Origin of the sequence: Corallococcus sp. RDP092CA (assembly GCF_041903675.1) — a bacterium.
GTDB lineage: Bacteria > Myxococcota > Myxococcia > Myxococcales > Myxococcaceae > Corallococcus.
Genome location: NZ_JAYESI010000023.1, coordinates 82,510 through 108,723, shown reverse-complemented (window position 1 = coordinate 108,723; position 26,214 = coordinate 82,510). Strand labels below are relative to the sequence as shown.

Sequence of the window (26,214 nt, the reverse complement as noted above, 5' to 3'; positions counted from 1 at the left end):
CGCACCCGGGTCCGCCGGCCTGGGGGGCGGCCGGGGGAGCGCGGAGGCCGGGCGCGTCCCCGTGGAACGTGGCGGCGTCCAGCGGGTGACACCTCGCGTGCCAGCGCGCCGCGCCGTGCCAATCGTGGAGGGCCTATGGGTCTGGCCATCCAGCAGGAGGCGTTCACGCCGGAGGAGCACGAGCGGTTCGTGGCGCGGCTCGCGGAGAGCCTGGAGGCGCTGCGGCAGGTGCTCGTGCGTCCCGGCTTCGGTGCGGGGCCCGCGACGCTGGGCGCGGAGCTGGAGGTGGCGCTGGTGGACGGCGCGGGCTCGCCGCTGCCGGTGAACCAGCAGGTGCTGGCGCGGTCGAGGGACGACCGGCTGACGCTGGAGCTCGACCGCTTCAACATGGAGATGAACCTGCGCCCCTCGCCGCTGGCGGGGCGGCCGTTCACCGGGCTCCAGGCCCAGCTGGAGGACGTGCTGACGGAGCTCCGGCGCGCGGCGGCGACGGAGGGCGCGCGCGTGGCGGCGGTGGGCATCCTGCCCACGCTGCGGCAGGCGGACCTGGGCAAGAACGCGCTCACGCCGCGGCCGCGCTACCGGGCGCTGTCCGCGGCCATCCGCAAGCGGCGCGACGGGCCCTTCCAGGTGGCCATCGCGGGCGACGACACGCTCAACCTCGCCTGGGAGGACGTGACGCTGGAGGGGGCGAACACGTCGCTCCAGCTCCACCTGCGCGTGGCCCCGGAGGACTTCGCGCGCGTCTACAACGCCGCGCAGCTGGCCACCGCGCCGGTGCTGGCCGCGTGCGGCAACTCGCCGGTGTTCCTGGGCAAGCGGCTGTGGGAGGAGACGCGCGTGGCGCTCTTCCAGCAGGCCACCGACGACCGGAGCGAGAGCGACGAGGCCGCGCACCTGCACCCGCGCGTGACGTTCGGACACGGCTGGGTGCGCGAGGGGCCGCTCGAGCTGTTCGCGGAGGCCGTGGCGCTCTACCCCGCGCTGCTGCCGGTGCTGGGGCGGGAGTCCCCGCTGGAGGTGGTGGCCGCGGGCGGCCTGCCGAAGCTGGAGGAGCTGCGGCTGCACCAGGGGACCGTCTGGTCGTGGAACCGGGCCATCTATGATCCGCACGGAGCGGGCCACGTGCGCATCGAGTTCCGCGCGCTGCCCTCGGGCCCCACGCCGGTGGACATGGTGGCCAACGGCGCGTTCCTGCTGGGGCTGACGCTGGGGCTGGCGGAGCGCGTGGACGCGCTGTTGCCGGCGCTGCCGTTCTGGCAGGCGCGGCGCAACTTCAAGCAGGCGGCGCATCACGGCCTGGGCGCGACGCTGCTCTGGCCCGCGGAGACCGCGCCCAGCCCGCGGGTGATGCCGGCGGTGGAGCTGGTGAAGCAGCTGCTGCCGGTGGCGCGGCGCGGGCTGGTGGGGGCAGGGGTGGAGGCCTCGGAGGCGGAGGCGCTGCTGGACCTCATCGCCCAGCGCGTGGCGCTCCGGCGCACGGGGGCTCGCTGGCAGCGGGCGGTGCTGGAGCGGCTGGAGGCCCACATGCCCCGCCAGGACGCGCTGGCGGCCATGCTGGAGCGCTACCTGGAGCTGTCGGAGGAGGGGCTGCCGGTGCACACCTGGCCGGTGGAGCGCTGACGGCCCGGGGGCCTTGTCGGGACGGGGCGGTCGCGGTGAATAATCGCGGCCAGCCGTGGGTCAGCCTGCGGTGCCTCGCGCCTCGCGCTGAAGGGTGCCGTTCCCGTGATTGCTTCGCTCCTCGCTTCGTTCCGCTCCGGCGCGCGCCGGAGGCCCCTCCTCGCGCCCGCGCTCCTGTGCGCGGGCCTGCTGTCCGCGTGCTCGACCCTCCGGGGCAAGGCCAACGACCTGGCGGAGAAGGGCCGCTTCGTCGAGGCGGCCGAGGTCTACGTGAAGCTGGTGCAGGACGAGCCCAACAACCCGGAGTACCGCGCGTCGCTGGCGGACCTGCGCTGGCGCGGCCTGTCACAGCTGCTCACCCAGGCCCGCCAGGCGCGCGTGGAGGGGCGGGACGAGGACGCGGAGAGGGACCTGGAGCAGTTCTTCTCCTACAAGGTGAAGTGGAGCTCCAAGCTGGATGGCGGCATGGAGAGCTCGCTGCTGGAGGAGATGGCGGGCACGCACCAGCACCTGCGCCAGCTCATCATCGAGCCCGCGAGGCAGGGCCACGCGCTGACGGCGGAGTCGCACCTGGCGCGCAAGCGCGCGCTGCTGGCGAACCCGGAGATGGCGCCCATCCGCCGCGACGTGGAGGAGGCGGTGGCGCAGGGCGGCGTGGAGACGTGCGCGAAGCTGAAGCAGTCGCTGTCCGGCGGCGCGCAGCACTGGGCGGAGCTGGTGGCCCGCTACTGCGGGCACTACCAGCAGCCCGCGCCTCGCGCGGACATGTTCCCGGAGGCGCTGGGCGTGCCCACGTGGCAGGTGTCCGTGGAGGGCATCAGCGACGACGTGGTGCGGTACCTGACGACGCGGCTGTCGGGCGCGTTCGAGGCCTCGCCCTGGTACTCGGAGGCGTCCCCGCGCCACGCGCCGCTGACCATCGCCGGCAGCCTGAGCGAGCGGCGCATCAGCGAGCCGGTGACGCTGACGGCGCCGTGGACGGAGCAGGTCCCGTACACGGACCACGAGGACCGCACCGCGACGGCGGAGGTGCCGTACACGGTGGAGGAGTCCTACGAAGAGCAGGGCGTGATGAAGAAGCGCCTCGTCCGCCAGACGAAGACGGTGGAGTACAAGACGACGGTGGAGGTGACGCGGTACCGCGACGTGTCGCGCTCGTTCGACTACCACGCGCAGCTGCGGGGCGTGGAGTACCACTTCGCGGTGGTGGCCCAGGGCCTCCTCCAGGAGCGGCACGCGCCGCTGGCGGTGAAGGCCGAGCGGTCCCTGGCGGCCTCCGGCTACGAGCACGACATCACCTTCGAGCCCGGCGGCGTGCGGCCGCAGCGCTTCGAGCGGCCCGACAAGGAGGGCTGGCTGGACGGCCAGCTGCGCGGCTACGAGCAGACCTTCTTCGCGTCGCTCATCGAGCGCTGGCGGGACGCGTACTGCAAGGCGCCCACCTTCGCCGTGGAGGAGGCGGCCCGCTGCGCGCGCGGCGGCGTGGAGCTGCCCGGCCCCGCGAAGCTGGCCCTGATGGACGCGCTGGGCGACGACGCGGCGCAGGTGCACCGGCTGTTCGTCTGGAACTGAGGTGCGCGGCGCCGAGGGTGGGGCGCTCGCGGCGCCCGCCTCTCCGGTGCTGGCGCCGCCTTGGCTGGGGCCGCGAGAGGTGCTTGAGCAGGACGCCCGCGAGAGGGCTGCCGCATCGTGCGGGCCGGACTCGGCTCGGGTCCTCCGGGCCCGTGCGCGGGCCCCGGGGCAGCTGGCTCCCACGCCCCGCGGGTGCCCGCACCTCGGCTTTCGCTCTCGGGGCCCGTGCGCAGGCCCCGCGACATCCGGTTCCCGCGCTCCACGGGCGCCTGCACCTCAGCCTTCGTCCTCCGCGCCCTTGCGCAGGCCCCGCGACATCCGGTTCCCATGCTCTGCGGGCGCCTGCACCTCAGCCTTCGTCCTCCGCGCCCTTGCGCAGGCCCAGCATGCGGCGCAGCTCGCGCGCGGACTGACGGCTCACCTCCACCGCGTGACCTCTCGCCGTGCGCGCCAGGTAGCCGCCCGTCTCCAGCGGCTCCAGCCGGGTCACGTGCGCCAGGTTGAGCAGCGCGCGGCGGTGCACGCGGTGGAAGTGCTCCGCGGGCAGCTTGTCCGCCAGCTCGTTGAGCGTGAAGTCGGTGAGGAAGTCGCCCTGCGCGGTGAACACCGTCACCAGCTCGTCCTCCAGCGACGCGTGCGAGATGGCGTCCGGCGACACCAGCACCAGCCCCTGCCGCGTCGGGATGGGCAGCCGCGTCAGGGCCGGCTTCTCCGCCGCTGTCGCCACCGGCGCCGTCACCGGGACGGGCTTCAGCCGCGAAGGCAGCCGCGCCCGCGCGCGCTCCAGCGCCTTCTGCAAGCGCGCCGCCTCCACGGGCTTGAGGACGTAGTCCACCGCGCCGTGCTCGAAGGCGTTCACCGCGTGCTCCGCGTGGGCGGTGCAGAAGATGACGTGCGGCCCGCCTTCCGGCAGCAGCGCCATCGCGTCCAGCCCGCTCAGGCCCGGCATGTGGATGTCCAGCAGCACCACGTCAACGCCGCCCGCGCGCACCGCCGCGAGCACCGAGTCCCCATCCACCGCCTCGCCACAGACGCTCACGTCCGGCAGCGCGGCCAGCAGGCGCGTCAGGCGCTTGCGGGCCAGCAGCTCATCGTCGGCGATGAGGACGCGCAGGGGCTCTCTCACGTGAGGACTCCGGGTTGGGGGCCCTGGCGGGGCAGGGTGACGGTGACGCGGGTGCGCCCGTCGGCGCTCTCCAGGGACAGGAGCGCGCGGCCGCCATAGGCCAGCGCCAGCCGCCGCTCCACGGTGGGCAGGCCCACGCTGCCCTCGCGCGGACCCCTGGACGCCCCCGGGTTGTCGATGGAGACGACGACCGCCCCCTCGCGCGCGGCCACGTCCACGCTGAGTGCGCCCCGGTGGCCGGCCGCCGGGCCGTGCTTCACCGCGTTCTCCGCCAGGGGCAGCAGCACCAGCGGCGGCACGGGCACGTCCGAGAGGCCGTCCGCCACGTCCACGCGCAAGTGGAACAGGTCCGGGTCGCGCAAGAGGTGCAGGTCGAAGAGCGTGCGCATCAGCTCCAGCTCCTGCGACAGCGGCCAGGAGACGCTGCGCACGCCCGCGAGCACCGAGCGGAGCATCGTGGACAGCCGCAGCACGGCGGCCTCGGCGACGGCGCCGTCCTCGCGGCACCACTCCGCGATGGCGTTGAGCGTGTTGAAGAGGAAGTGCGGATCCAGGTGGCTGCGCAGCGCCAGCAGCTGCGCCTGCTCCGCCTCCCAGGCGAAGCGGGTGGCGCGGGCCCGCTCGCGGGCCAGCGTCTCCTCGAAGCCGATGTCCCGCCCCAGCCCCCAGCCCGCCACGAGGAACAGGCCGCCGCAGATGGCCAGGTTGTACGGCTCCGACAGGAACGTGGGCTGCATCTGCGTGACGCGCGGCAGGGCGTAGCCCACGGACAGCACCACGCCGCTGCCCACCGCCGCGTAGAGCAGCAGGCGGATGCCGCCATGGCTCAGGTCCAGCCCCTCGGGGAACAGCACCCGGTACGACACGGGCGCGACCGCGACGCACAGGAGGCACAGCAGGAGCCCGATCCAGATCGCGCGAGGATCCACGCTCCAGCGCACCTGCGCCGCGAGCAGCGGCAGCGACACCAGGACGATGGGGACCAGCCGCCACGGCGCGACGAGGGCGCGCAGCGTGGCGCGAACGATGGAGCCTTCCGACGGCGTCTCGGGCATGCGGAAGGCGGAGGCTACACCGTCCCGCGTCCTAGCGCCGGGGGACGGGCGCGGGGACGAGCTCCAGGACGAGCGTTCCGGCGAGGAGCGCGGGGAAGAAGACGACGGCGAGCATGGACAGGAGCGGCGAGTGAAGTGAGAACATGGGGGGCGCCTCCGGTGTCCATGAAACATGCCCACGCACTCTGCCGGCGACCCAGGGGCCTTTCGGGGAGGGAGGCCCCCGGCCGTCGCGGGGCCTGGGTGAGCGGTCGCTCAGGCGCTCCGGGTGGTTGCCGCCGCGGGCCCTCCCAGCACCTCCGCCAGCCGCGACGCCTCCCGGATGCAGTCGTTGACGCCCACGCCCCGGTACGCGTTGCCGGCGAGGTGCAGGCCGGGCCAGCGCTTCAGCCGCGCCTCCATCGCGGACAGGCGCTCCAGGTGTCCCACGGTGTACTGCGGGATCCCGAGCGGCCAGCGGATGACCTCCGTCAGCTCCGGCGTCGCGGTGAGGCCCGCCATCGCCTTCAGCTCCTCGCGCGCCAGCGCCACCAGCGCGGCCTCGTCCCACGCCACGAGGTCTGGCCGGCGCGCGCCGCCCATCAGGCACGTGAGCAGCACGCGCCCGCCCTCCGCGCGGAAGGGGAACGTGGTGGAGACGTGGATGGTGCCCAGCACCGCCTTGCCCTCCGCCGCCGGCACCAGGAACCCGAACCCGTCCGGCGTCGGCACCGTGCCCGGCGCGAAGCCCAGGTGCACCACGGCGATGGGCGCGTAGGGGATGGCGTCCGCCTTCGCCGCCAGCTCCGCGTCCAGCGGGCGCACCAGCGACGCCGCCACGGGCGCGGGCACCGCCAGCACCACGTGCGACGCGCTCAGCTCCGCCGGCTGGCCGCGCTCCAGGAAGCGCACCCTCCAGCCGTCGGCCGAGCGCTCCAGTCCCTCCACCTTCGCGTCCGTGCGCACCACGTCGCCCAGCGCCTTCGCCAGCGCGTCCACCAGCACGCCCAGGCCGCCGTCGAACGTGCTCATCTGCCCGCTGAGCCGGGGGCCCGCCTCCACCGCGCCCGAGGCCCTCGCCCGGCGCGCCGCTCGCTGCGCGCGGATGGCGCCGAGGATGAGGCTGCGGTGCTCGCGCTCGAGCTTCACGAGCTGCGGGAACGTGGCCTCCGCGCTGAGCTGCTCCATGTCTCCCGCGTAGGTGCCGGTCTGCATCGCGTCCAGCAGCACCGACGTCGCCTCACGTCCCAGGTGGCGCCGCCCCAGCTGCGCCAGCGACTCGTCCGCACCCGTGGGGTTGCGTCCGCTGAGCAGCTCCCCGACCACCCGCGCGCGGGAAGCAAGGGGGAGGATGTCGGATTTCAGGAACGCGGGGGGGGACGTGGGCAGGGTCCGCAGCGCGCCGCGCGTGAAGACGTAGCGGTTTTTTGCCGCTGCATCCGCCGGACGAATGCGAGCTGACACTCCCAGCGACTCCGCCAGTTCACGCATCGTGGGTTCGCGGTCCAGGAAACTGTTGGGTCCCGCCTCCAGCACGTAGCCCTCGCGTGCGTGGGTTTGCACGTTTCCACCCACGCGTGACGTCGACTCCAGCACCACGGCATCAGTACCGCGAGCCCGCAATCGATAGGCCAATGCGAGCCCGGTGATGCCTCCTCCAATGACCGCGACCGTCATGTCGTTCGACTCCTGCCGACGTCCTGGGTAATTCCTACCCGTGTCCTGGGGTGAGCATGTCCGGGCGCCTGGGTGCGAAGGCAAGAGCTTTGCCAAGGAGCGCCACCCGGCGCGTTAATACAGGCATGCGCTATGTCATCACGGGAGCGAGCCGTGGCATCGGTTTCGAGTTCGTGCAGCAGCTGCTGCGGCGGGGAGAAACGGTGGACGCGGGTGTGCGAGCTCCGGAGCTGGCGCGCCGGCTGGAGCCGCTGCTCCTGGAGGCCGGCAACCGCCTGAGGATCCACACGCTGGACGTCACCCACGGGGACAGCGTGCGGGCCTTCGCGGAGCGCGTCTGCCGTGAGCCGGTGGACGTGCTGATCAACAACGCCGGGGTGGCCGGCCAGTGGGTGGGGCTGCACGAGCTGGACTACGAGGACCTGGCGCGCACCATCGAGGTGAACGCGCTCGGGCCGCTGCGGATCACCTCCGCGCTCCTGCCCGCGCTGCGCCAGGGAATGGGGCGCAAGGTGGCGAACGTCACCTCGCGCATGGGGTCGCTCTCCAGCAACACGGAGGGCGGCGCGTATGCCTACCGCATGTCCAAGGCCGCGCTGAACATGGGCGTGCGCTCCATGTCCAACGACCTGCGACGCGAGGGCCTGGCGTTCGTGCTGCTGCATCCGGGTTGGGTGCAGACGGACATGGGCGGCCAGGACGCGCCGCTGCCGGCGGAGGAGTCCGTGCGCGGGATGCTGCAGGTGATCGACAGCATCTCGCTGGAGCACTCCGGCCGGTTCTTCGACTACGAGGGCGCGGAGGTGCCCTGGTAGTGATCCGCGGGACAGGGTCACTGTCGTCCGCGGCGCGCGCGCCTGCCCCTGGGGACAGGCAGGCAGCGGCCCCCGGGGACGAGGCCCGCGCTGGCGCTTGACCGCCCTCGTCCCCGGCTCGTCGTGCGCGGCGGTGGAGGGCGGAGGGCTACACCCAGGTCCGCTTCAGGTGGGTGTTGTCCATCACCCGGGTGGACAGCAGCCGGAGGCGGAGCAGCTTCGCGAGCTGGGCCTCGGCCTCGCCGGCGTGGGTGGCGGTGACGTCGATGCCGCGCATGACGAACCGGTACCACTTGAGGATCGTCTTGAGCTCCTTGTACTGCACGACGTTGAGCTCGCTGTCGCTGGTGGGCGTGGCCACGTCGTAGCCGCCCAGGGACATGGAGGCGGAAGGGGACATGGGCCACTTCCCCGCCCACAGCGCCTTCACCGGGGAGGTGTGGAACTTGGGGGGCGCCTGGTTCTTCAGGGTCGTGTCGAACTGATCCCAGCGGTCGGCCTTGTCCGCGTCGACGACATCCCAGCCCCCGCGCGGGTTCTCCTGGTAGCCCGTCTTGCGCTCGATGTACCGCGCCTCGCTCTCCCCGGTGTGGAAGTTCGAGCCGAGGATGAGGCTCCAGGTATAGGACTTGTCGTTGCCGTACTTGACCTCGTTCTCCACCAGGTCGAGCAGCATCAGGCCCACGCCATAGGAGCGGGGGTTGCGGGCCGTCTCCGCGCCCAGCATGGCCAGCGCGGCCTCCATCTCGATGTCGTCCACGCCGGTGAGGTCGCCGGTGAGCACCTTGCGGATGCCCTTCGCCCGGTCCTTCGCGCTCTTCACCAGGGCGAGGCCGTCACCCAGGTCGTTGTAGCGCGTGGCCCGGTCCGTGCGCCCGACCTTGACCCAGAGCTTCTCCTCGATGAAGTGCGGCTTGGTGCCGTTGATCTGCACCTGTCCGATACAGGGAAAGCTCTCGCCCGAGACCTTCGCGGGCTTGTCCCGCCTGTCCTGTGAGGCGTACAGGTCCTTCCACGCGAGCTTCGCCCACGCGGTCAGCCAGCCGTCCCGCGTGGGGTGCGTGTCCACCTGCACCAGGTGCTTGTTTCGCGGGATGGCGGGCTTGTGCGCGTCCTCGTAGAACAGCTTGAGCGTGTCCTTCACCACGGCGATGTAGACCGCCAGCACGCGGTGGCCCGGCAGCGTCACGGTGCTGTTGATCTTCAGCGCCGGGCTCTTGACGCTCCGCGAGTCCTCTTCCTGGTCGTCGTAGAACTTGAGGGTGGCCTGATACTTCTTGCGCTGGACCCACCCCCGGAACGCGGACTGGATGACGGTGGCGCTGTCGTTGCGCAGCTTCTCCTCCTTCAGCCGCGCGAGCTCACGCCGGGCCTCCCAGGCCCGCAGCTGGGCCTGGAGCTTCACCGTGGCGGTCTTCAGCTCCTGGAACTCCTTGCGCGCCTGATAGGACCGCACGAGCGCTTGGAGCTTCGTCGCGGCGTCCCGCTGCTCCTGGAGCTCCTTGCGCGCCTGATGCCCGCGGACGAGCGCTTGGATCTTCGTCGCGGCCTCGCGCTGGGCCTCCAGTTCCTTGCGCGCCTGATGCCCGCGGACGAGCGCTTGGATCTTCGTCGCGGCCTCGCGCTGGGCCTCCAGCTCCTTGCGCGCCTGATGCCCGCGCACGGCGCTCTGGATGACGGTGGCCGCCTGTTCCTGGCGCTCCAGCTCCCGGCGGGCCAGCCAGCCGCGGACGGCGGCCTGCACGGTGATGGCGGCCTGTCGCTGGGCCTCGCGCACGGCGTCCTGGATGTACTGGCCGAACAGCGCGGCCCGGTCCTCCGCGATGCACTGGACGTACATCTCCAGCCAGGCGACGGTCTCCTCCTCGCCGTCCCGCTCCACGCGCTCCAGGGCTTCCTGTACCAGGGCCTCCGCGCCCTCTTCCTCCAGGCCCGCGGCCCACGCGGCCAGCCTCGCCACCATGTCCATGTCCAGCATGGCGGCATGCTACGGGGAAGCGGCGAGCGCCTGGAAGCCAGGGCCTCCCGGTCCCCTGCTCAGGGAAAGAGCAGCTGCGTCTTCCAGCCCGCGCCGTCGCGCAGGTACACGTTGCGCTCGTGCAGCCGGCTGGGGCGGGCGTGCCAGAACTCGATGCGGTCCGGCACCACGCGGAAGCCGCTCCAGTGCGGCGGGCGCTCCACCGGGCGACCCTGGAAGCGCGCCTCGACCTCCGCCACGCGCTGATCCAATAGTTCGCGTGAGGGCAGCTCCTCGCTCTGGAGGCTGGCCCACGCGCCAATCTGGCTGCCGCGCGGACGGCTCTGGAAGTACGCGTCCGCCTCCGCGTCCGACACCTGCTCCACGCGGCCCTCGATGCGCACCTGCTGCTCCAGGGGCTGCCAGTGGAAGCACAGGGCCGCGAACGGGTGCGCGGTGAGCTGACGCCCCTTGCGGCTGTGGAGGTTGGTGAAGAAGACGAAGCCGCGCGCATCGAAGTCCTTGAGCAGGACCACGCGTGAGCTGGGGCGGCCCTGGTCGTCCACCGACGCCACCACCATGGCGTTGGGGTCCACGGGGATGGCCGCCTTCGCCTGGGCGAAGAGGTCCGCGAAGCGCTGGAGGGGGTCGGGAGGGATCGTCGTCACGCGGCGCACCATAGGAAACCGCGCCCCCGCGCGCACGTTCGCGGTTGACTCCCTGTCGGGACTCGCACGCAATGGCGGGCCTCATGAAGATCCTCTTCATCGCCTCGGAGGTCACCCCCTTCTCGAAGACGGGGGGACTGGGCGACGTGGCCGGGGCCCTGCCCACGGCGCTCGCCGGCCTGGGGCACGACGTGAAGATCGTCACGCCCCGCTACCAGGACGTGCGCAACACCGGCCAGCTGCTGCCCACCGGCCAGTCGCTGGTGCTGCGCTTCCCCTTCGGCGAGTCGGGCGGCCCCATCCTGTCCGCGCGCCTGTCCGAGCGCCTGGAGGTCCTCTTCCTGGAGAACGAGGCCTTCTTCGGCGGCCGCAAGGGCCTCTACGGCGACGCGGGCGGTGAGTTCGCGGACAACCCCCGCCGCTTCGCCTACCTGTGCGTGGGCGCGCTCCAGGCCGCGCAGCGCCTGCGCTTCTTCCCGGACATCATCCACCTGCACGACTGGCAGACGGGCCTGGTCCCCGTGGCCCTGCGCCGGGGCTTCCAGGGCACGCCGCTCGCCCGCGCGAAGTGCGTCTTCACCATCCACAACCTGGCATACCAGGGGCAGTTCCCCAAGCGGACCATGGAGGACCTGGGGCTGCCGTGGGACCTCTTCACCCCCGAGGGCGTGGAGTTCTACGACCACGTCAACTTCCTCAAGGCGGGGCTCGTCTACTCCGAGGCGCTCACCACCGTGTCGCCCACCTACGCGCGGGAGATCCAGACGCCGGAGCAGGGCTACGGGCTGGAGGGCCTGCTGCGCCGCCGCTCGCACGCGCTCACCGGCATCCTCAACGGCATCGACGCGCACGAGTGGAACCCCCAGACGGACTTCTTCCTGCCGGCGCGCTACGGCCCGGACGACATGACCGGGAAGGCCGTGTGCAAGCGCGCGCTGCTGGAGCGCTTCGGCCTGCCCACGCAAGGCACCGCGCCGGTGTTCGGCATCGTCAGCCGGCTGGCGTGGCAGAAGGGCGTGGACCTGCTCCTGGAGACGCTGCCCGCGGCGCTCCAGGCGGACCTGAGGTTCGTGGCGGTGGGCAACGGCGATCCCGTCCTGGAGGAGGGGCTGCGGACGTTGCAGGCCCGCTTCCCGAGGCAGGTGGGCGTGCGCATCGGGTTCGACCCGGAACTGTCACATCTGGTGGAGGCCGGATCGGATTTCTTCCTCATGCCCAGCCGCTACGAGCCGTGTGGGCTGAACCAGATGTATTCCCTGCGCTACGGCACGGTGCCCATCGTCCGGGCCACGGGCGGGCTGGTGGACACGGTGGAGGGGGGGCTGGACGGCAACGGCATCCTCTTCGAGGCCTTCCACCGCGCGGCGCTCCTCGCGGCCATCCGCCGGGCGCTCTCCCTGTACGCGGACCCCGCACGGCTGGGGAACTTCCAGGTGCGGGGCATGGGCAAGGACTTCTCCTGGACCGCGTCCGCCCGGAAGTACGACGCCCTCTTCCACGCGCTGGTGGATGAATAGTGGGGCCCCTCCTGGATCCGCGTTAAACTTGCTCCGTGGCGGAAGCTCCGGACCTGGGTGGCTATGAAGTGGTCGGCCGGCTGGCGGTCGGTGGCATGGCCGAGGTGTATCAGGCGCGTGCCCGTGAGACGACCCAGCGCTCCCCGGGCGAGCCCGAGGAAGTGGTCATCAAGCGGCTGCACCCGTCCTTCCGCAACGACCCCGCGTATGTGAAGGCCTTCGTCGACGAGGCGAAGCTGACGGTGCGCCTGCGCAACGCGCACATCGTGCGGACGTACCGGCTGTTCCGCGCCGGGCCGGACTACCTCATGGTGCAGGAGCTCGTGAGCGGCCGGACGCTGGGCTACATGCAGGAGCTGCTGATCAAGGCGGGCGCCGCGATGCCGCCGGAGTCCGCCTGCTACATCGCGTGGTGCGTGCTCAAGGCGCTGGACTACATCCACCGCGCCAAGGTGGGGGAGAACGGCGCCACCATCGTCCACCGCGACGTGAACCCCGCCAACGTGCTCCTGGGCGTCCAGGGCGACGTGAAGCTCACCGACTTCGGCGTGGCGGAGGTGGAGGGGATGATGCGCGGCGACTCGGGCGCGCTGCGCGGCACGCTGCCGTACATGAGCCCGGAGCAGGTGCTGGGGCAGGCGGTGGACGCGCGCACGGACCTGTACGCGGTGGGCGTCATGCTGTGGGAGCTGTGGGCCGGCCGCCGCCTCTTCACCGGCGACAACGAAGCGCAGCTCATGCACCAGGTGCGCGACGCGCGCGTGCCGCTGCTGTCCTCGCTGGCGCCGGACCTGCCGGACTACGCGGCGCGGGTGGCGCGCAAGGCGCTGTTCGCGGACCGCGCGCGCCGCTTCCAGACCGCGGCGGAGTTCATCAAGGCGCTGGAGGTGCTGGCGCGCCGCGCGGGCTGGCCCCTGACGGTGGAGGCGCTGCAGCCTCTGTTGGGCGGCTGATGCGCTCGCGCCGGGCGGTGCTCGGGCTGGGGCTGGGCTGCGCCCTGGGCCTCTCCGGCTGCCTGGGCGTGGTGCCCTTCAGCCCGCGCGCCTACGACGAGGCGGTGCGGGTGGAGGCGGTGGACGTGGCCTTCACGCGGGAGGGCGCCGGGGTGCTCACGCTGAAGCTCCAGGTGAAGAACCCGTCGTCGGACGCGGCCACGCTCGTCCGCGTGGACTTCGACCTGCGCGTGGACGGGCGGCGCGTGGCCACGGGCGAGCAGGTGATGGGCGTTCCCCTGGACGGCCACGGCGAGGTCCCCCTGGAGGTCCGCTTCCCGCTGGCGGTGGCGCGCGGCGGCGGCCGCCCGGAGCGGGGCTCGCACGCGGTGCGGGTGGCGGGGGGCGTGGTGCTGCGCTTCGGCGGCTCCGAGCGGCGCGCGCCCTTCCAGGACGCGCGCTCGCTGGACATCGCGTGGATGCCGGGCGGGGAGTCCAGCCCGGCGCCCTGAGCCCTCAGCCCTTGGCGTCCGGAGCCGCGCCGGGGTCGGAGGCCTGTCGCGGCGGGCCCGCCTGTCCGTCCCCGCCGGGGGCGAGGCTCTTGATGCGGGACATCCGCACGCGGTCGATGCGGGCGCCCTCCTTGGTGGCCACGACGAACTGCCAGCCGTTGTAGGTGAAGCGCTCGCCCACGTCCGGCAGGTGGCCCGCGAGCGAGGACAGGTAGCCGCCGAGCGTGTCGAAGTCGCCCTCCGGCAGGGGGAAGCCGAAGACCTGGGTGAACTGATCCACCTCCATGGCGGCGTCCACCAGCGAGCTGCCGTCGGCCATCTTCTCGACGAGCTTCTCCTCCACCTCGAACTCGTCGCCGATGTCGCCCACGATCTCGCGGAGGATGTCCTCCAGGGTGACGACGCCCATGAAGCCGCCGTACTCGTCGACGACCATGGCCATGTGGATCTTCCGCTTCTGCATGTCGCGCAGCAGGTCGCCCACGGGCTTCATCCACGGCACGAAGTGGGCGGGGCGGATGATGTCCTGCAGGACGATGAGCTCCGGGTGCTGGAGCAGCGGGATGAGGTCGCGCGCGTGCAGCACGCCGACGATGTGGTCCACGTCGTCCTTGTAGATGGGGATGCGCGAGTGGTTCTCCTCCGCCAGGATGCGCAGCACCTCGTCCGGCGGCGTGGTGACGTCCACGGAGACGACGTCCGTGCGGTTGACCATCACGTCGCGGCAGCGCTTGTCGGACAGCTCGAAGATGGAGCGGATGAGCTGCGGGGCGCTCTTGTCCACCTCGTTGCGCGCGGCCTGGGCGGCGAGCAGCTTCTCCAACTCCTCCAGGGGCGGCGGGGGCGGCTCGAAGCGCAGGGGGCGGCCCATGGTGCGGGCGCCCAGGTTGAGCAGGCCCAGCATCAGGCGCATGGGCGGGTAGAGCACGGCCACCAGCAGGGACACGAGCCCCGACAGGCGCAGGGCCCAGCGCTCCGCGTTGCCGTTGGCCAGGCCGCGCAGCGTCACCTCCATGAGGCTGGCGAGCACGCCCACGAAGAGGGCGCCCGCGCACACCGTGGCGACGGGCACCCAGGCGGCCTCGGCGTAGTGGCTGAAGTCCAGGAGGCGCGGCGGGACGAAGGCGCCGATGGCGGCGGCGAGGAAGCCGGACAGCACCATGCCCAGGCGCAGGGCGGTGGCGGCGGGTTCACGGTCCGTCTTGTGGCGGAGCACCCGGCGGGCGGAGACGCTCTGGCTCTCCTCCGCGAGCTCCTGGGCGCGCAGTTCGGACGTCCCATAGAGCGCGGACTCCGCGGCGGCGACCAGGGACCTCATGAAGCAGAGGGCCAGGCAGGCGACCCAGAGGGTCCAGGTAGGCATAGGGAGAGGTTCTTATCCCGTGCTAGAGGGGCATACCACCCTGGCGGGAGGCACCATGCGGGGACGTCGGATGTACGTCATTGGCGGACTGCTGGGCGCGCTGGCGGCGCCCTCGGCGGCCAGGGCCTGGCCGGTGGACCAGGCCCTGACGCTGGAGCCCGGCAAGGAGACCTTCCAGAAGCTCACCGCGGTGGACTGGGCGGAGTCGGACGCGCCCGGCGTGGTGACGGCGGAGGCGCTGCCCCAGAGCGGCGAGCTGCTGCTGACGCCCCACGCCGCGGGCATCGCGCGGGTGCTGCTGTATGCGGAGGGGCGCTTCGCCGTGTGGCGGGTGATGGTGGGCCCCATCGAGCTGCAGAACACCGGGGCGGAGCTGGCGGCGGCGAAGAAGGCGTGCCCGGACCTGAAGGCCACGGAGGGCGCGGAGCCGAGCCTGACGGCGACGGTGAACGACACCGCGTGTCGGCTGGCGCTGCGCACGTTCCTCAAGACGCACGCGTACCTGGCGAAGGAGCTGGAGCTGACGTTCGCGGTGCCGCAGCTCCAGGCGCAGCTGGAGGACTTCGCGGCGGGGATGCCGCCGGGGCTGACGGTGCGCTACAGCGGCGCGGGGCTGGTGCTGTCCGGGAAGACGGACCGCGAGGGCCACCGCAAGGCGCTGTGGGAGCTGTTCAACCGCGCGGTGGGCCGCGTGCCGCTGGAGGACCGCACGGAGGTGGAGGCGCCGCCGAAGCCGGATGACGCCGCGAAGCAGGAGGCGCTCGACGCCACGGTGGCGGACGTGCCGGCGGACGCCGGGGTGCCGCCGCCTCCAGCGCCGGTGAAGCGCAAGGCGGCTCCGAAGAAGCCGCGCTGAGCGAGGGGGCGCGCCGAGGGCTTCCGCTTGCGGTATGACCGGGGGTGGAGGTCCGACGGAATGACGAACGGAGTGAAGCGCGCGGGGCTCGCGCTGGTGCTGGCGCTGACGGTGGGGCCGGGGGCCGCGTGGGCGCAGACGGATGATGTGGATGACGGCTCGGCGGTGGTGGTGGACCTGCCGGAGCCGGACCGGGGCTGCCCGGCGAAGCCGGAGTTCCTGCCGATGACGCCCATGGGGCAGGTGGGCATCGACCGGCTGGGCTGGCTGGTGCACCAGGCCATCATCCCGCCCTCGAAGGACAAGTTCTTCCAGGCGGGGGCGCGCAGCCGCTCCGGGGTGAAGCCGGTGCCCATGGAGCAGGCGAAGAAGCTGGGCGCGCTGGACACCACGAAGGCGCCCATCTGGGTGTTCGGCAAGGAGAAGTCGAAGGCGTGCAAGGGCACGCCCATCGCGTACTGGGCGGTGCGGATGGGGACGGACGAGGATCGCCAGACGTACCTGATGGCGGAGCTGGCGATGGAGTGCGAGGTGCTGCCTCCCGGGCGGCTCGCGGGGACGCCCATCGCGCTGCGGCAGAAGGAGGAGCCCACGGGGTGCGTGCTGCGCCGGCCCAACCGGAGCGTGATTGGCAAGGAGTCGGACGGCATCCCGCCGGACTACGCGGAGCACGTGCCGCCGCAGGACTGCGCGGCGCCGGAGTGCGCGCGGCTGTGGGAGTACTTCGGCGTGACGGGCGACGAGGGCGAGGGCGCGTTCGATTTGACGGTGTCCTATCTGCACCGCAATGGCAGCAACCCGTGCAACTGGGCGACGGATGACCTGTCCATGCTGCTCCTGCGCACGCCGGAGGGCACGGCGCTGACGCCGCTCAAGCCGGGAGGGCAGCTCTTCGGAGGCCTCTGGGACTTCAGCGGCCTGCGCTACATCCTGAGCCGGGAGATGGGCGTGCTCTATGCGTACGACTACCAGAAGCTGAAGGCCGCGCCGAAGGCCGTGCGGTACGGGAGTCCTACGGAAGAGGACCTCATCCACGCGAAGCGCACGCTGTCCCCGTGCAAGAAGTAGGGGGGACGCGGTGATTCCGGCCTCGAAGCATCGGGCGGCGCTTCTAGCGATTCACAGTGCGATGAGCTCCGCCCGTTCCATGGCCTACGAGGGGCGGGGCCATGAGCTTGGGAACGTGCTCGACGTCATGGAATACCTGGCGGTGCTGATGCTGGACACGCAAGACCAGACGGAAACGTTCCGAGGCAATCTGGAAGACCTGCTCCGGTTCGACCCCTCGTTCGGCGAGTCGGTGCGGAAATTCGATACCACCGAGGGCCCCTTGCCGGGAGCAGAGTAGGTATCGGTCGTTTCGAAAATCCTGTCGTGACCTTCAAGCCCTTGGATGCAGCTGTCAGCATCCAGGGGCTTTTCGCGTGGAGCGGTCCGGAAGTGAGAGGCCCTTCTTCACATCGCAAGGCTCGCCATGCGCCTCTATCGTCCCGTCGGGCTTCAAGAGTTGTTGTTGATCTACCGGTCGGGCATGCGGCGCTTTCCGCCGCGTCTGCCGGAGCAGCCCATCTTCTACCCGGTGCTCAACGAGCCGTACGCCCGGCAGATCAGCCGGGAGTGGAACGCCACGAGCCCCGAGGGCGCCGGCTACGTCACCGTGTTCGATGTGGAGGACGCTTATGCGTCCACATTCGAGGTCCAGCAGGTCGGTGCACGGATGCATCAGGAACTCTGGGTTCCCGCCGGGGAACTGGAGACCTTCAACGAGCACATCCAGGGGCGGATCCGCGTGACCGCCGCGGACTTCGGTCCCCACTTCGTGGGCCAGGTGCCGACTGCGTTCTCGCTGCGCGGCCAGGACGCGCGGGCCCAGTTGGAGACGCTGATTCGAATCCACGGGTACAACGGGATGGACTTCCACGGAGAGGTTACCGCGAACCATGAAGCCGTGTTCGCGAACTTCCCCTGCTGGGCGCAGATCGCCAGCGGGAACGGGCCCCAGATGGTGGAAGCGATCCGCAAGGTATGGAGTATGGCTTTCCCAGAAATACCGTTAGGAGTCCGGCCTTCATGAATCCACCCACAGGCATTCACGCTGGCATGAGGCCTGATTTGACTTTCTGGACGAAATAATCAATAAGTTGTGCCGTCGCCGTTATACCTATGCTCGCCTGAAGTCAGTGCTCCCCCAGGCGGACTCACGAACGCACTTGGAGTGCTTCGAGCAGCCCTTTCATGGGCTGTACCAGCCCGTGGGCTGTCGAGGGGAGCGTATTCATGCAGTGGATTGGGTTGTTCCGCGAGCGTGCGAGAGCCGCACGCGTGTTGTTCGCGTTGTTGCTCATGGTTGGACCGACGGCCGTGTCCGCCAGCCCATGCAGCGCGAGCGATACGTCGCCCCATACATGCTCACAAGGGCTCTGCAAGGGCGTTGCTTTCTGCGAGGGGACTCGGCTGGGCGAGTGCATGCCCACGGGCGAATCGAGCGTGACCTGCAACGTCTGTGGTCGGACGGGCTACAGGACCTGCACGGACTTCACGGTGGATGGCCAGTCCTGCACGGCCTATCGAAGTGAGCTCTGCAACGGCTGTGATGATGACGGCGATGGCCTGGTGGACGAGGGGCTCACCGGAGCGCCCTGTACGATGCCGAATGGCTGCTCAGGTGTCGTCGCCTGTTCCGCCGCCGGTTCTACCTGTGTCTTGGCGCCAGACAGCCGAAAGGCTTGCGGAACCTGTGGCGCTGGAGGGAGTCAGGCCTGCCGGATGGACGGGTCGTTTGGGCCCTGCCAACCAGTGACTGCGACGCGGGAATTGCCCTGCAATGACTGTGATGATGACCGCGATGGCATTGGGGATGGGAATGCCAGCACCCTGGAGACCTGCAACGGTCTGGATGACGACTGCGACGGTCTCATCGACGAAGGCTCCGACGGTTGGGAAGGGGAGGTGTGCGGGCTGAGCTCGAGCGCTTGTTGCGCTGCGACCTGCGCGTCGCTGGGGAAGAACTGCGGAAGCGTCTCGGATGGGTGTGGAGGAACGCTGAATTGCGGCTCCTGCCAGGGGGGACAGGTCTGCGGAGGAGGAGGCGTGGCCAACGTCTGCGCGACCTGTTCCTACGTTTCGAAGGAAACCGCTTGTGCGGGGAAGAACTGCGGAACGGTCTCTGATGGATGCGGCAGCTTTCACACCTGCGGTTCCGGAGCCTGCACCAGTCCCCAGTCCTGTGGCGGCGGTGGCACGCCCAACGTGTGTGGCTGCACACCCACCCCCCAGTCCATGGCCTGCGCGGGGAAGAACTGCGGCACGGTACCCAATGGCTGTGGTGGCACGTACGCCTGCGGCACCTGCGTCTCGCCGCAGACCTGCGGTGGTGCTGGCACGTCCAACGTGTGTGGCTGCACCCCCATCCCCCAGGCCACGGCCTGCGCGGGGAAGAACTGCGGCACGGTCAGCAATGGATGCGGAGGCACATACACCTGCGGCAGCGCCTGCACGGGCGTCCAGAGCTGTGGAGGCGGTGGCACACCCAACGTGTGTGGCTGCACGCCATATCCGCTCTACGAGGCCTGCGGTGAGCGCGAGTGCGGCAGTGCCGCCAATGGCTGTGGCGGAGTGCTGAGCTGCGGGACCTGTGGCGCGGGCTCAACCTGCAAGTTCGGCATCTGCCAGACGAATGGTGGTGGCCTCAGATCGATGGAGGGGGACAAGTGATGGACACCCAATTTAAGCATGCGGCGCCGAACCGCTTGAAGCAGCTCCTCTCCACGACGATCCTATCCCTCTACATCGTGCAGTTGCTGGGAAGTTGCGGTCCTGTCCCGACGCAGGATGCCGCGCGCACGTTGGCGGGGGCGTCAGCCCGGCTGAATGGAGCTACGGGTCTGACATTGCCCGCGTTGACGGTCCTGCCCACGGAGACCGTGAACGGTGTCGCCACGGGGCTGACCGCAGGCCGTCTGGATGTCTCCCTGGACGGTGCCGCGACCTACGCCGTGCCCCTGTGGGTTCCTCCAGGACGGGCGGGTATCCAGCCGTCGCTGACGCTGTCCTACAACAGCCGTGGCGGCAATGGACCGCTGGGCATGGGCTGGGCAGTGAGCGGCTTCTCCCGCATCACCCGCTGCAATCCCTCGCTGGACGGGGCGGGGAAGCGACTGCCCATCCAGTTCACCCAGGCGGATGACCTTTGCCTGGACGGGGCGCGGCTGGTGCTCATCACCGGAACCGCGGGAGCCGTCGGCGCGCGGTATCGCACGGAGATCGACACCTTCTCGCAGGTGACGGTCATTGACGCGGATGCGAACGGCCCGAAACAGTTCGATGTCCGCACCCGCGACGGGCAGATGCTCACCTACGGAGGTTACGGCGGGACCGCGGAAGGCTCCGTGTTGGAGGGCCCGCAGGTGATTGTGTCGGCCGTTCCCCCGTCATCGGTCTTCGCGACATACACCGGGGCGCCGCGCGTCCGGTATGCTTGGTCCGTCTCGAAGGTCGAGGACCGCAGCGGCAACTTCATGCGCGTGCTCTACGCCCGCACGGAGACCGATGCCGCCGTCGAGCAGGTGCCCTCCGCCATTGAATACACGGGCTCGACGAGCACCGTTCCCCAGCTCCAGCCGCTCCGGCGTGTCACCTTCCATTACGAAGGCCGGCCGGACGCGGATGTCCATTATGTCTCGGGCCTGAAGCTGAGGTCATCACAGCGGTTGCTCAAGATCTCCATGTCAGCCCCGGTGGACTCCCAGGGTGCGGTCATCGAACGACTCCGCGAGTACCGCTTCACGTACCGCAACGATAGCGTTTCGAAGCGCAGCCTGCTGACCAGCGTCGAGGACTGCGACGGAAAGGACGTCTGCCGCAGCCCGCTCCAGTTCGAGTGGGAGAAGGGCCTCGAGGCGAACCCCGACAACATCTTCGAGAAGATCGACACAGGCATCACGGATGTGGCCGCCAATGGGGATGTCCCCCCGAGCGAGCCCCTCGAGAACACGGACTCCCTGGGCCGCGACTTCTGGACGCTCCAGACGCTGGATATCAACGGCGATGGCCGGGACGACATCCTCTACCGGTACACGGGCCCGAAGAGCAACGGACAGCGGCCACCTCCAGTCTGGAAGTATCGGCTCTCGACCGGGTTGGGCTTTGGCCCCCCACAGACCGCCAACAACCTTCCCAGGGCTGTGGTGGGGGATTCGCTGGATGAGTTGATCACCGTCGACATGGACATGGATGGAAAGACCGACGTCATCGGCTTGAACCGGACGAACTCCGGTCATCCCACGGCTCCCTGTGACGGGCACTACCAGCTCTACCGCTCCACAGGGTCTGGCTTCGAAGCGAAGTGGAACAACTATGAGGAGCTGTACGACATCTGCAACGACTCGGTGCAGGACGTGCCAGCTCCTATCATGCACGTCGCGGACCTGGACGGCGATGGCCGGCCGGACCTGCTGCGCTCGCGCCAGCCCGTCGCCTCCGCAACCGTCGCGAACTGGAGCTATCGCCTCAACACCACCACTGCCGCCGGGGTGACCTTCTCGGAGCCCAACCGCATCGGTGGGGACTTCGATCGGACCTCCTTGGTCGGCGGCTACGCGACGGACATGGACGGGGATGGCGCCGTCGATGTGCTGTTGCGGCAGCCTGCTTCCACCGCGACAGTGGATAGCTTCGAGCAGTTCTATTCAGCGGTGGAGGTCTCTCCGACGCCGTGTTCCGGTGGGCCTGCGGGAACGTCGTGTCCGTCGGCGACGACCGCTACCTTGGCGGCTCTGCCCTGGGACTACATCCAGCGGCCCCAGGGGCCCTACCACCACCTGCAGCGATGGTTCCTGGACGTCAACGGTGATGGTCTCCAGGACGTTGTGAGCATGGCGAAGGAGGCGAAGATCGGCGGGGTACGCACAGCCCGGGATCTCATGCTTTCTCTGAACACGGGCGCGGGCTACCTGCCGCCCGAGCACCTCGACATCCCTTTGGGGGCGATGCCCAGTCCTGTCCAAGTCAACGAGGGACGCTACATCGACAACGGGGTCCGCATCGTCGACTTCAACATGGATGGCAAGCAGGACCTCCTGTTGATGGACTCTTTCGTTGACACGAACTATCCCAACTCCGTGGGCCGTTCGAACGTGACGGTCCTCGAGTCGACGGGCAGTGGCTTCGTGCCGCGGACGCTGACCAACGTCCCCACTGGAATCACCACGGGCAGTGGCGGCACCGTCGAGCTCCGGCTCCGGCCGGGAACGGGCTTTGGTTACCGCCTGTCGCGTCTGCTGGATATCGACGGTGATGGGCTGACGGACCTGGTGCAAGCCGAGCCCACCGACATCCCCAACGAGTACCGGCTCAAAATCTACCGCCGTCAGGGAGGCCGGCCTGACCTGATGAAGGCGGTGGTGGACTCCAATGGCAACCGGACGACGGTGGGCTACAGGGCGTTGACCGACTTCCGCTTTGGCACCGGGCTCTATACGCCGGGAACATGCACCTATCCCCAGTACTGCGTCGCGTCCGCGCTCCCGGTCGTTGGAACCCTGCAGTCGCCGGATGGCAAGGGGGGAATCCGTTCCGCGCAGTTCAGCTACGCGGACAGCCGCTATGCGCTTCGAGGTCAGGGGTGGCTGGGTTTCGCCTCTAGGACCACCTTTGACTCGACTACCCAGCAGACGACCACGGTGCGGATGGACAACGCCCAACCGGCCGGGTCGCTCTACCCCTGGGCGCGCTTGCCATATCTGGAGACGTCATCGATTCCCGCGACCAGCAGTGTGACTCTTTCGCGGCAGACCACCCGGCAATGGGAGCTGCGGAACGCGCCGGAGAATCGGACGAAGTTCCTGTGTCCGACCCGCGAGTACTCTGGGGAGTCCGACAGCCAGCAGGGCCAGTTCCGGGACGTCGTCACCGAGCGGGACTGTGATGCCTACGGCAACATCGTGAGCGAAGAGACCTTCACCGCGAATGATGCCCAGGACATGAACCCCCACCGCCACAAGGTGGTGGTGAGCTACTCGAACTACACGTCCAACTGGACGCTGGGCATGCCGATGTCCAGGACGGAGACGGACAGCATTCCTGCGGATGCTCGACACCCATCGGGAGGCATTGCCTCTCGCACCGTGCGCTACAGTTACTGCACGCAGTACGACTACCAGGAGGAGGAGACGGAGCAGTGTCCGTGGTCCAACCGGTTGTACAAGGTCGTTGTCGAGCCGAATGCGACGGGGACGGCGGGAGCGGACGTCTGGTTGGCGACGACGTGGAGTCGGGACACGACAGGGCAGGTGACATCCCAGACGCAGCGGGCACGTCAGGGTATCGTCAAATCATTCTCGACTCGCGAGTATGACCCGGTGGAACGCATCTTCCCGGTCGTGGATCAGACCTTCCTGGGCGAAGACGTCTCGACTCCGTCACATCGCACGGAGCGGCTGTATCACCCGGGGCTGGGTTTGCTGGCCATCCAGGAAGACGCCAATGGAGCGCGCGAAGAGTGGCGATACGACGGGTTCGGCCGTCTGAGAAGGCAGAGCGCCCCGTACCGTGTGGGAAGTCAGGCGGCTGCGTCCGCGGCGCACACGACCGTAAGCTACGGAAAGGAGCAGTCGCGGACGAGCATCACCGTGAAGCAGGATGGCGGCGGGGAACATGTCAGCCTCCTGGATGGCTTCGAGCGCCTGGTCGAGGAACGCGAGCGGGCTTCGGACGGGAGTTGGAGTCATGCGACCCGCGAGTACGATGCCTTGGGGCGCCTGTGGAAGCAGTCCTTCCCCTATGCAGACCGGGAAGCGCCTGCGTTCACGATTTTCACCTATGACAAGGCGGGACGGCTGTCCCAGCAGGAGGCCAGCGGCACCATCAAGGAGGTGCGCACGTATGAAGGGCGCAACGTCCGGCAGCGAAGTGGATGGACCGAGCGACGGCTCCTGGTGAATGCCCGAGGGCAGGTGGTGGAAAGCCAGGACTTCAAGACGGTGGGAAGCCCCCAGAGTGCCGTCAGCACGCGCCTGAGCTACGGCCCCTTCGGGGTGGTGGACTTCGTGGAGGATGCCAAGGGCAATCTCACTACGATGAGCTACGACGTCCTGGGGCGCCGCACGCGGCTCGTTACGCCGGAGGCAGGTGCATCTGAAACCCGGTACGACGCCTTGGGCGCCGTCCGCGAGCAGACCGATTCCCTGGGCAACGTCACCACCTTCGCTCGTGACTTCCTGGGGCGGCCCGTGTCGGTGCAGACGCCGGAGGGCGTCACGCGCTTCGAATGGGACACAGCTCCCAACGGCGTGGGAGCCCTGGCCTGGGCCAGGTCCGGTCCTTCCGCTGTCTCGAGTCCGACGGATGTGGTGCTGACGTACGGCTATGACGCCCTGGGCCGTTCACTGTGGGAGACCACGAGCGTGGATGGGGGAGCCAGCACGTACCGGGTTGACCGGGGCTACGACGCCTACGGGCGCATGGCTGCGCTCATCTATCCGCAGGTCGACTCCCAACTGCGTCTGGGGATGACGCTGGAGTACAACAGCCACAACGGGAGGTTCAGCGGGATCCGCAATACGATGACGGGCCAGCTCTACTGGAGCGCCTTGGAGAGCAATGCCGCGGGGCAACTGACCAGGGAACTTTATGGCAACGGGGTTTCGTCCCTGAGCCGTTACGACAGGGAGGGGCAGCTCCGCTTCATCGAGTCGCAGGGTGGCCAGGGAACGCTCCAGCGGATCGCCTATGCGTGGAATACGGCGGGGAATCTCCAGCTCCGGAATGACCTGCTGGCCAACGTCCACGAGAGCTTCTCCTACGACGCGCTGAACCGGTTGACGACGTGGAACGTCAAGACGGCCTGCGACACCTCGACGACGAACTTCGACTACGACGATATCGGAAACCTGTTGAAGCGCACTGTGAGCCAGCAAGGGGCGGACGCGTTCACCGAGCAGCAGGACTACCGGTATGGCGAAGCAGGGGCAGGGCCCAATGCGATGACCGGGCTGGGCGGGGAGGTGTTTGGGTATGACGCCTCCGGCAATCAGCTCTCATGGGCGGCGCCCAACGGGGACTACCGCCAGGTGACGTACACGTCGTTCAGTCTGCCCAAGGTCCTGGAGTCGGCGCAGGCAGGGCGGTTGGACTTCAAGTACGACGCCTTCCAGAAGCGGGTCTTGAAGCTGCGCAACAACGGGGACTCCACGCTCTACGTGTCAGGGCTCTACGAGAAGCGGCAGACCGCGGGAGTCGTCTCGCACGTCTTCCAGATTCCCGGTGCGGGCGGGCCGGTGGCCCAGGTGCAGTGGACGGCGGCAAGTGGTGGTTACAACGTCGAGACCCTGTACCTCCACGGCGACCACCTGGGTTCCATCGAGACCCTCTCGAACCAGGCGGGAGGCGTGGTCCAGCGGCGGAAGTATCAGCCCTTCGGCGCGCAGGCGAACCCCGCCAATCCGACCCAGCGGGTGCTGCCGACGACGGGCTCCATCCGCATGGGTTTCACGGGCCATGAGGACGACGCGGAGTCCTCGCTGGTGAACATGAAGGGACGGCTCTACGACCCGAGCGCTGGCCGCTTCTTGTCGGCGGACCCGTTCGTTTCCGCGCCGTTCTCCAGCCAGGGGTATAACCGGTACAGCTACGTCTTCAACAACCCCTTGTCCATGACGGACCCTTCAGGCTTCACCGCCGAAGGCATCTCAGGATGCTACGGGTGCGGTGGGCAAAACGGAGCCGGGCTGGAACTGCCCCGTCCTGCAATGGCCATCATCAATTGGGTGGCAGATATTGTCGTTCGTGCAGGTCGTGTAATTGCTGAGACGTTTACCGGTAGCTCGGATGTGAATGGCACCGTGCAGAAAGCGGAGGACGTGAGCGACGGCGCCAGCCACGCCATCTCCACTATGGCGAGCGCCGCCTGGGAGCATGAGGCAAATCGGTCGCTTTCGAATCGGGTGATGTGGGCTACCTATCCGCATGTTGTGTTTTACTCCGAGATGTATGGCTCGGCACTTGACGGCGCGAGTGCTGGCTACGCAAGATGGGGTCTCGGTGGAGCTGTAGCGGGAGCGGTTGATAGCCAAGTTCCAGTCTTCAGTTCATGGACTGCCATCTCCAAGGCGCAGGACGATTGGTACAATGGAAATTACCAAGGCCTTGGTTTCAATGGCACCATGGCCGCCGTTTTGACCTTCTCTGCCGCTGGGACTCTGGCGGATGGTCTCAATGCTACAAAGCTCGCAGGCGTGGGTAGCCTTCGGCGAACGCATTCCATTGAAGGTGGGGCGTCATCCAGGAAGGTCATTCAAATGGCGGAGGCTATTAAACAGGAGGGATACAGGCTGCCGCCTATTGATGTTGTGGTACATGAGGGTGAGATGTTTGTTGTTGATGGGCACCACCGACTTTCGGCGGCCAGGATGGCGGGTTTGTTGGAGGTGCCTGTTAATGTGATTGAGGATATTGCTTCACACTTCAGTTCTTGGAAAACGGTTGAAGAGGTTGTGCAGGATGCCTCGTCGGTCGGTCCGAACGGTCTCCGGGTCAAGGGGCAAAAGGTAGGGTTCTGAGGGAGG

Annotated in this window: 18 protein-coding genes; 11 read left to right on the top strand and 7 right to left on the bottom strand. The window is 69.2% G+C overall.

The features are described from left to right. The first annotated feature begins 135 nt into the window (after positions 1-135). Both U8525_RS23645 and U8525_RS23640 read left to right on the top strand, forming a co-directional pair. The gene (locus U8525_RS23645; protein WP_374268563.1) at positions 136-1,623 is read left to right on the top strand and encodes a glutamate--cysteine ligase; all 1,488 of its coding nucleotides are present in this window, start codon (positions 136-138) and stop codon (positions 1,621-1,623) included. A gap of 105 nt (positions 1,624-1,728) precedes the next feature. Further along, positions 1,729-3,195 (top strand): hypothetical protein, encoded by a 1,467-nt coding sequence (locus U8525_RS23640; protein ID WP_374268562.1) that lies wholly within the window; start codon positions 1,729-1,731, stop codon positions 3,193-3,195. Positions 3,196-3,544: 349 nt separating this feature from the next. Here U8525_RS23640 and U8525_RS23635 read toward each other — a convergent pair whose 3' ends face one another. The 3 genes from U8525_RS23635 to hemG all read right to left on the bottom strand — a co-directional run bounded on the left by U8525_RS23635 (position 3,545) and on the right by hemG (position 7,032). Next, positions 3,545-4,321 carry a LytR/AlgR family response regulator transcription factor gene (locus tag U8525_RS23635; protein WP_374268561.1) on the bottom strand — a complete coding sequence of 259 codons (777 nt, stop codon included), beginning with the start codon at positions 4,319-4,321 and terminating at the stop codon, positions 3,545-3,547. Beyond that, entirely contained in the window at positions 4,318-5,376 is a 1,059-nt protein-coding gene (locus U8525_RS23630) for a sensor histidine kinase (protein WP_374268560.1), read from the bottom strand. The genes U8525_RS23635 and U8525_RS23630 overlap by 4 nt, the downstream gene beginning before the upstream one ends. 255 nt (positions 5,377-5,631) lie before the next feature. Next, entirely contained in the window at positions 5,632-7,032 is a 1,401-nt protein-coding gene (gene hemG / locus U8525_RS23625) for a protoporphyrinogen oxidase (RefSeq protein ID WP_374268559.1), read from the bottom strand. Positions 7,033-7,157: 125 nt separating this feature from the next. Between hemG and U8525_RS23620 the strand changes: the two genes are divergently transcribed. Next, on the top strand, positions 7,158-7,847 hold the full coding sequence (locus tag U8525_RS23620) for an SDR family oxidoreductase (RefSeq protein ID WP_374268558.1): 690 nt from the start codon (positions 7,158-7,160) through the stop codon (positions 7,845-7,847). 148 nt (positions 7,848-7,995) lie between these two features. Here U8525_RS23620 and U8525_RS23615 read toward each other — a convergent pair whose 3' ends face one another. Continuing rightward, positions 7,996-9,825: a hypothetical protein gene (locus U8525_RS23615; RefSeq protein WP_374268557.1), complete on the bottom strand. Its 1,830-nt coding sequence runs from the start codon at positions 9,823-9,825 to the stop codon at positions 7,996-7,998. Between the two features lie 59 nt (positions 9,826-9,884). After that, positions 9,885-10,484, bottom strand: coding sequence for a pyridoxamine 5'-phosphate oxidase (gene pdxH / locus U8525_RS23610; RefSeq protein ID WP_374268556.1), 600 nt, complete (start codon positions 10,482-10,484; stop codon positions 9,885-9,887). A 71-nt stretch (positions 10,485-10,555) separates the two neighbouring features. Here pdxH and glgA point away from each other — a divergent pair, with 71 nt between their 5' ends. From glgA to U8525_RS23595, 3 genes are read left to right on the top strand one after another with little or no spacing between them, the layout of a single operon-like run. Beyond that, positions 10,556-11,989 carry a glycogen synthase GlgA gene (gene glgA, locus U8525_RS23605; RefSeq protein ID WP_374268555.1) on the top strand — a complete coding sequence of 478 codons (1,434 nt, stop codon included), beginning with the start codon at positions 10,556-10,558 and terminating at the stop codon, positions 11,987-11,989. Positions 11,990-12,024: 35 nt separating this feature from the next. Next, positions 12,025-12,942: a serine/threonine protein kinase gene (locus U8525_RS23600; protein ID WP_374268554.1), complete on the top strand. Its 918-nt coding sequence runs from the start codon at positions 12,025-12,027 to the stop codon at positions 12,940-12,942. Beyond that, entirely contained in the window at positions 12,942-13,433 is a 492-nt protein-coding gene (locus U8525_RS23595; RefSeq protein WP_374268553.1) for a hypothetical protein, read from the top strand. Before U8525_RS23600 ends, U8525_RS23595 begins: the two co-directional genes overlap by 1 nt. Before the next feature lie 4 nt (positions 13,434-13,437). Here the strand turns inward: U8525_RS23595 and U8525_RS23590 are convergent, their stop codons facing one another. Further along, complete coding sequence (locus U8525_RS23590; RefSeq protein ID WP_374268552.1) at positions 13,438-14,796, bottom strand: hemolysin family protein; 1,359 nt, start codon at positions 14,794-14,796, stop codon at positions 13,438-13,440. A gap of 55 nt (positions 14,797-14,851) precedes the next feature. Between U8525_RS23590 and U8525_RS23585 the strand changes: the two genes are divergently transcribed. The 4 genes from U8525_RS23585 to U8525_RS23570 all read left to right on the top strand — a co-directional run bounded on the left by U8525_RS23585 (position 14,852) and on the right by U8525_RS23570 (position 17,726). Further along, positions 14,852-15,652 carry a hypothetical protein gene (locus U8525_RS23585; protein WP_374268551.1) on the top strand — a complete coding sequence of 267 codons (801 nt, stop codon included), beginning with the start codon at positions 14,852-14,854 and terminating at the stop codon, positions 15,650-15,652. A gap of 60 nt (positions 15,653-15,712) precedes the next feature. Beyond that, positions 15,713-16,720 carry a hypothetical protein gene (locus U8525_RS23580; RefSeq protein WP_374268550.1) on the top strand — a complete coding sequence of 336 codons (1,008 nt, stop codon included), beginning with the start codon at positions 15,713-15,715 and terminating at the stop codon, positions 16,718-16,720. 79 nt (positions 16,721-16,799) lie between these two features. Further along, on the top strand, positions 16,800-17,000 hold the full coding sequence (locus tag U8525_RS23575; RefSeq protein ID WP_374268549.1) for a hypothetical protein: 201 nt from the start codon (positions 16,800-16,802) through the stop codon (positions 16,998-17,000). A gap of 126 nt (positions 17,001-17,126) precedes the next feature. After that, positions 17,127-17,726 (top strand): hypothetical protein, encoded by a 600-nt coding sequence (locus tag U8525_RS23570; protein WP_374268548.1) that lies wholly within the window; start codon positions 17,127-17,129, stop codon positions 17,724-17,726. A gap of 1,111 nt (positions 17,727-18,837) precedes the next feature. On the opposite strand, the gene U8525_RS23565 is transcribed toward U8525_RS23570, so the two are convergent. Next, positions 18,838-19,200 carry a hypothetical protein gene (locus U8525_RS23565; RefSeq protein WP_374268547.1) on the bottom strand — a complete coding sequence of 121 codons (363 nt, stop codon included), beginning with the start codon at positions 19,198-19,200 and terminating at the stop codon, positions 18,838-18,840. Positions 19,201-19,365: 165 nt separating this feature from the next. On the opposite strand from U8525_RS23565, the gene U8525_RS23560 reads away from it, so the two are divergent. Continuing rightward, positions 19,366-26,208 (top strand): RHS repeat-associated core domain-containing protein, encoded by a 6,843-nt coding sequence (locus U8525_RS23560; RefSeq protein WP_374268596.1) that lies wholly within the window; start codon positions 19,366-19,368, stop codon positions 26,206-26,208. Positions 26,209-26,214: the final 6 nt, after the last annotated feature.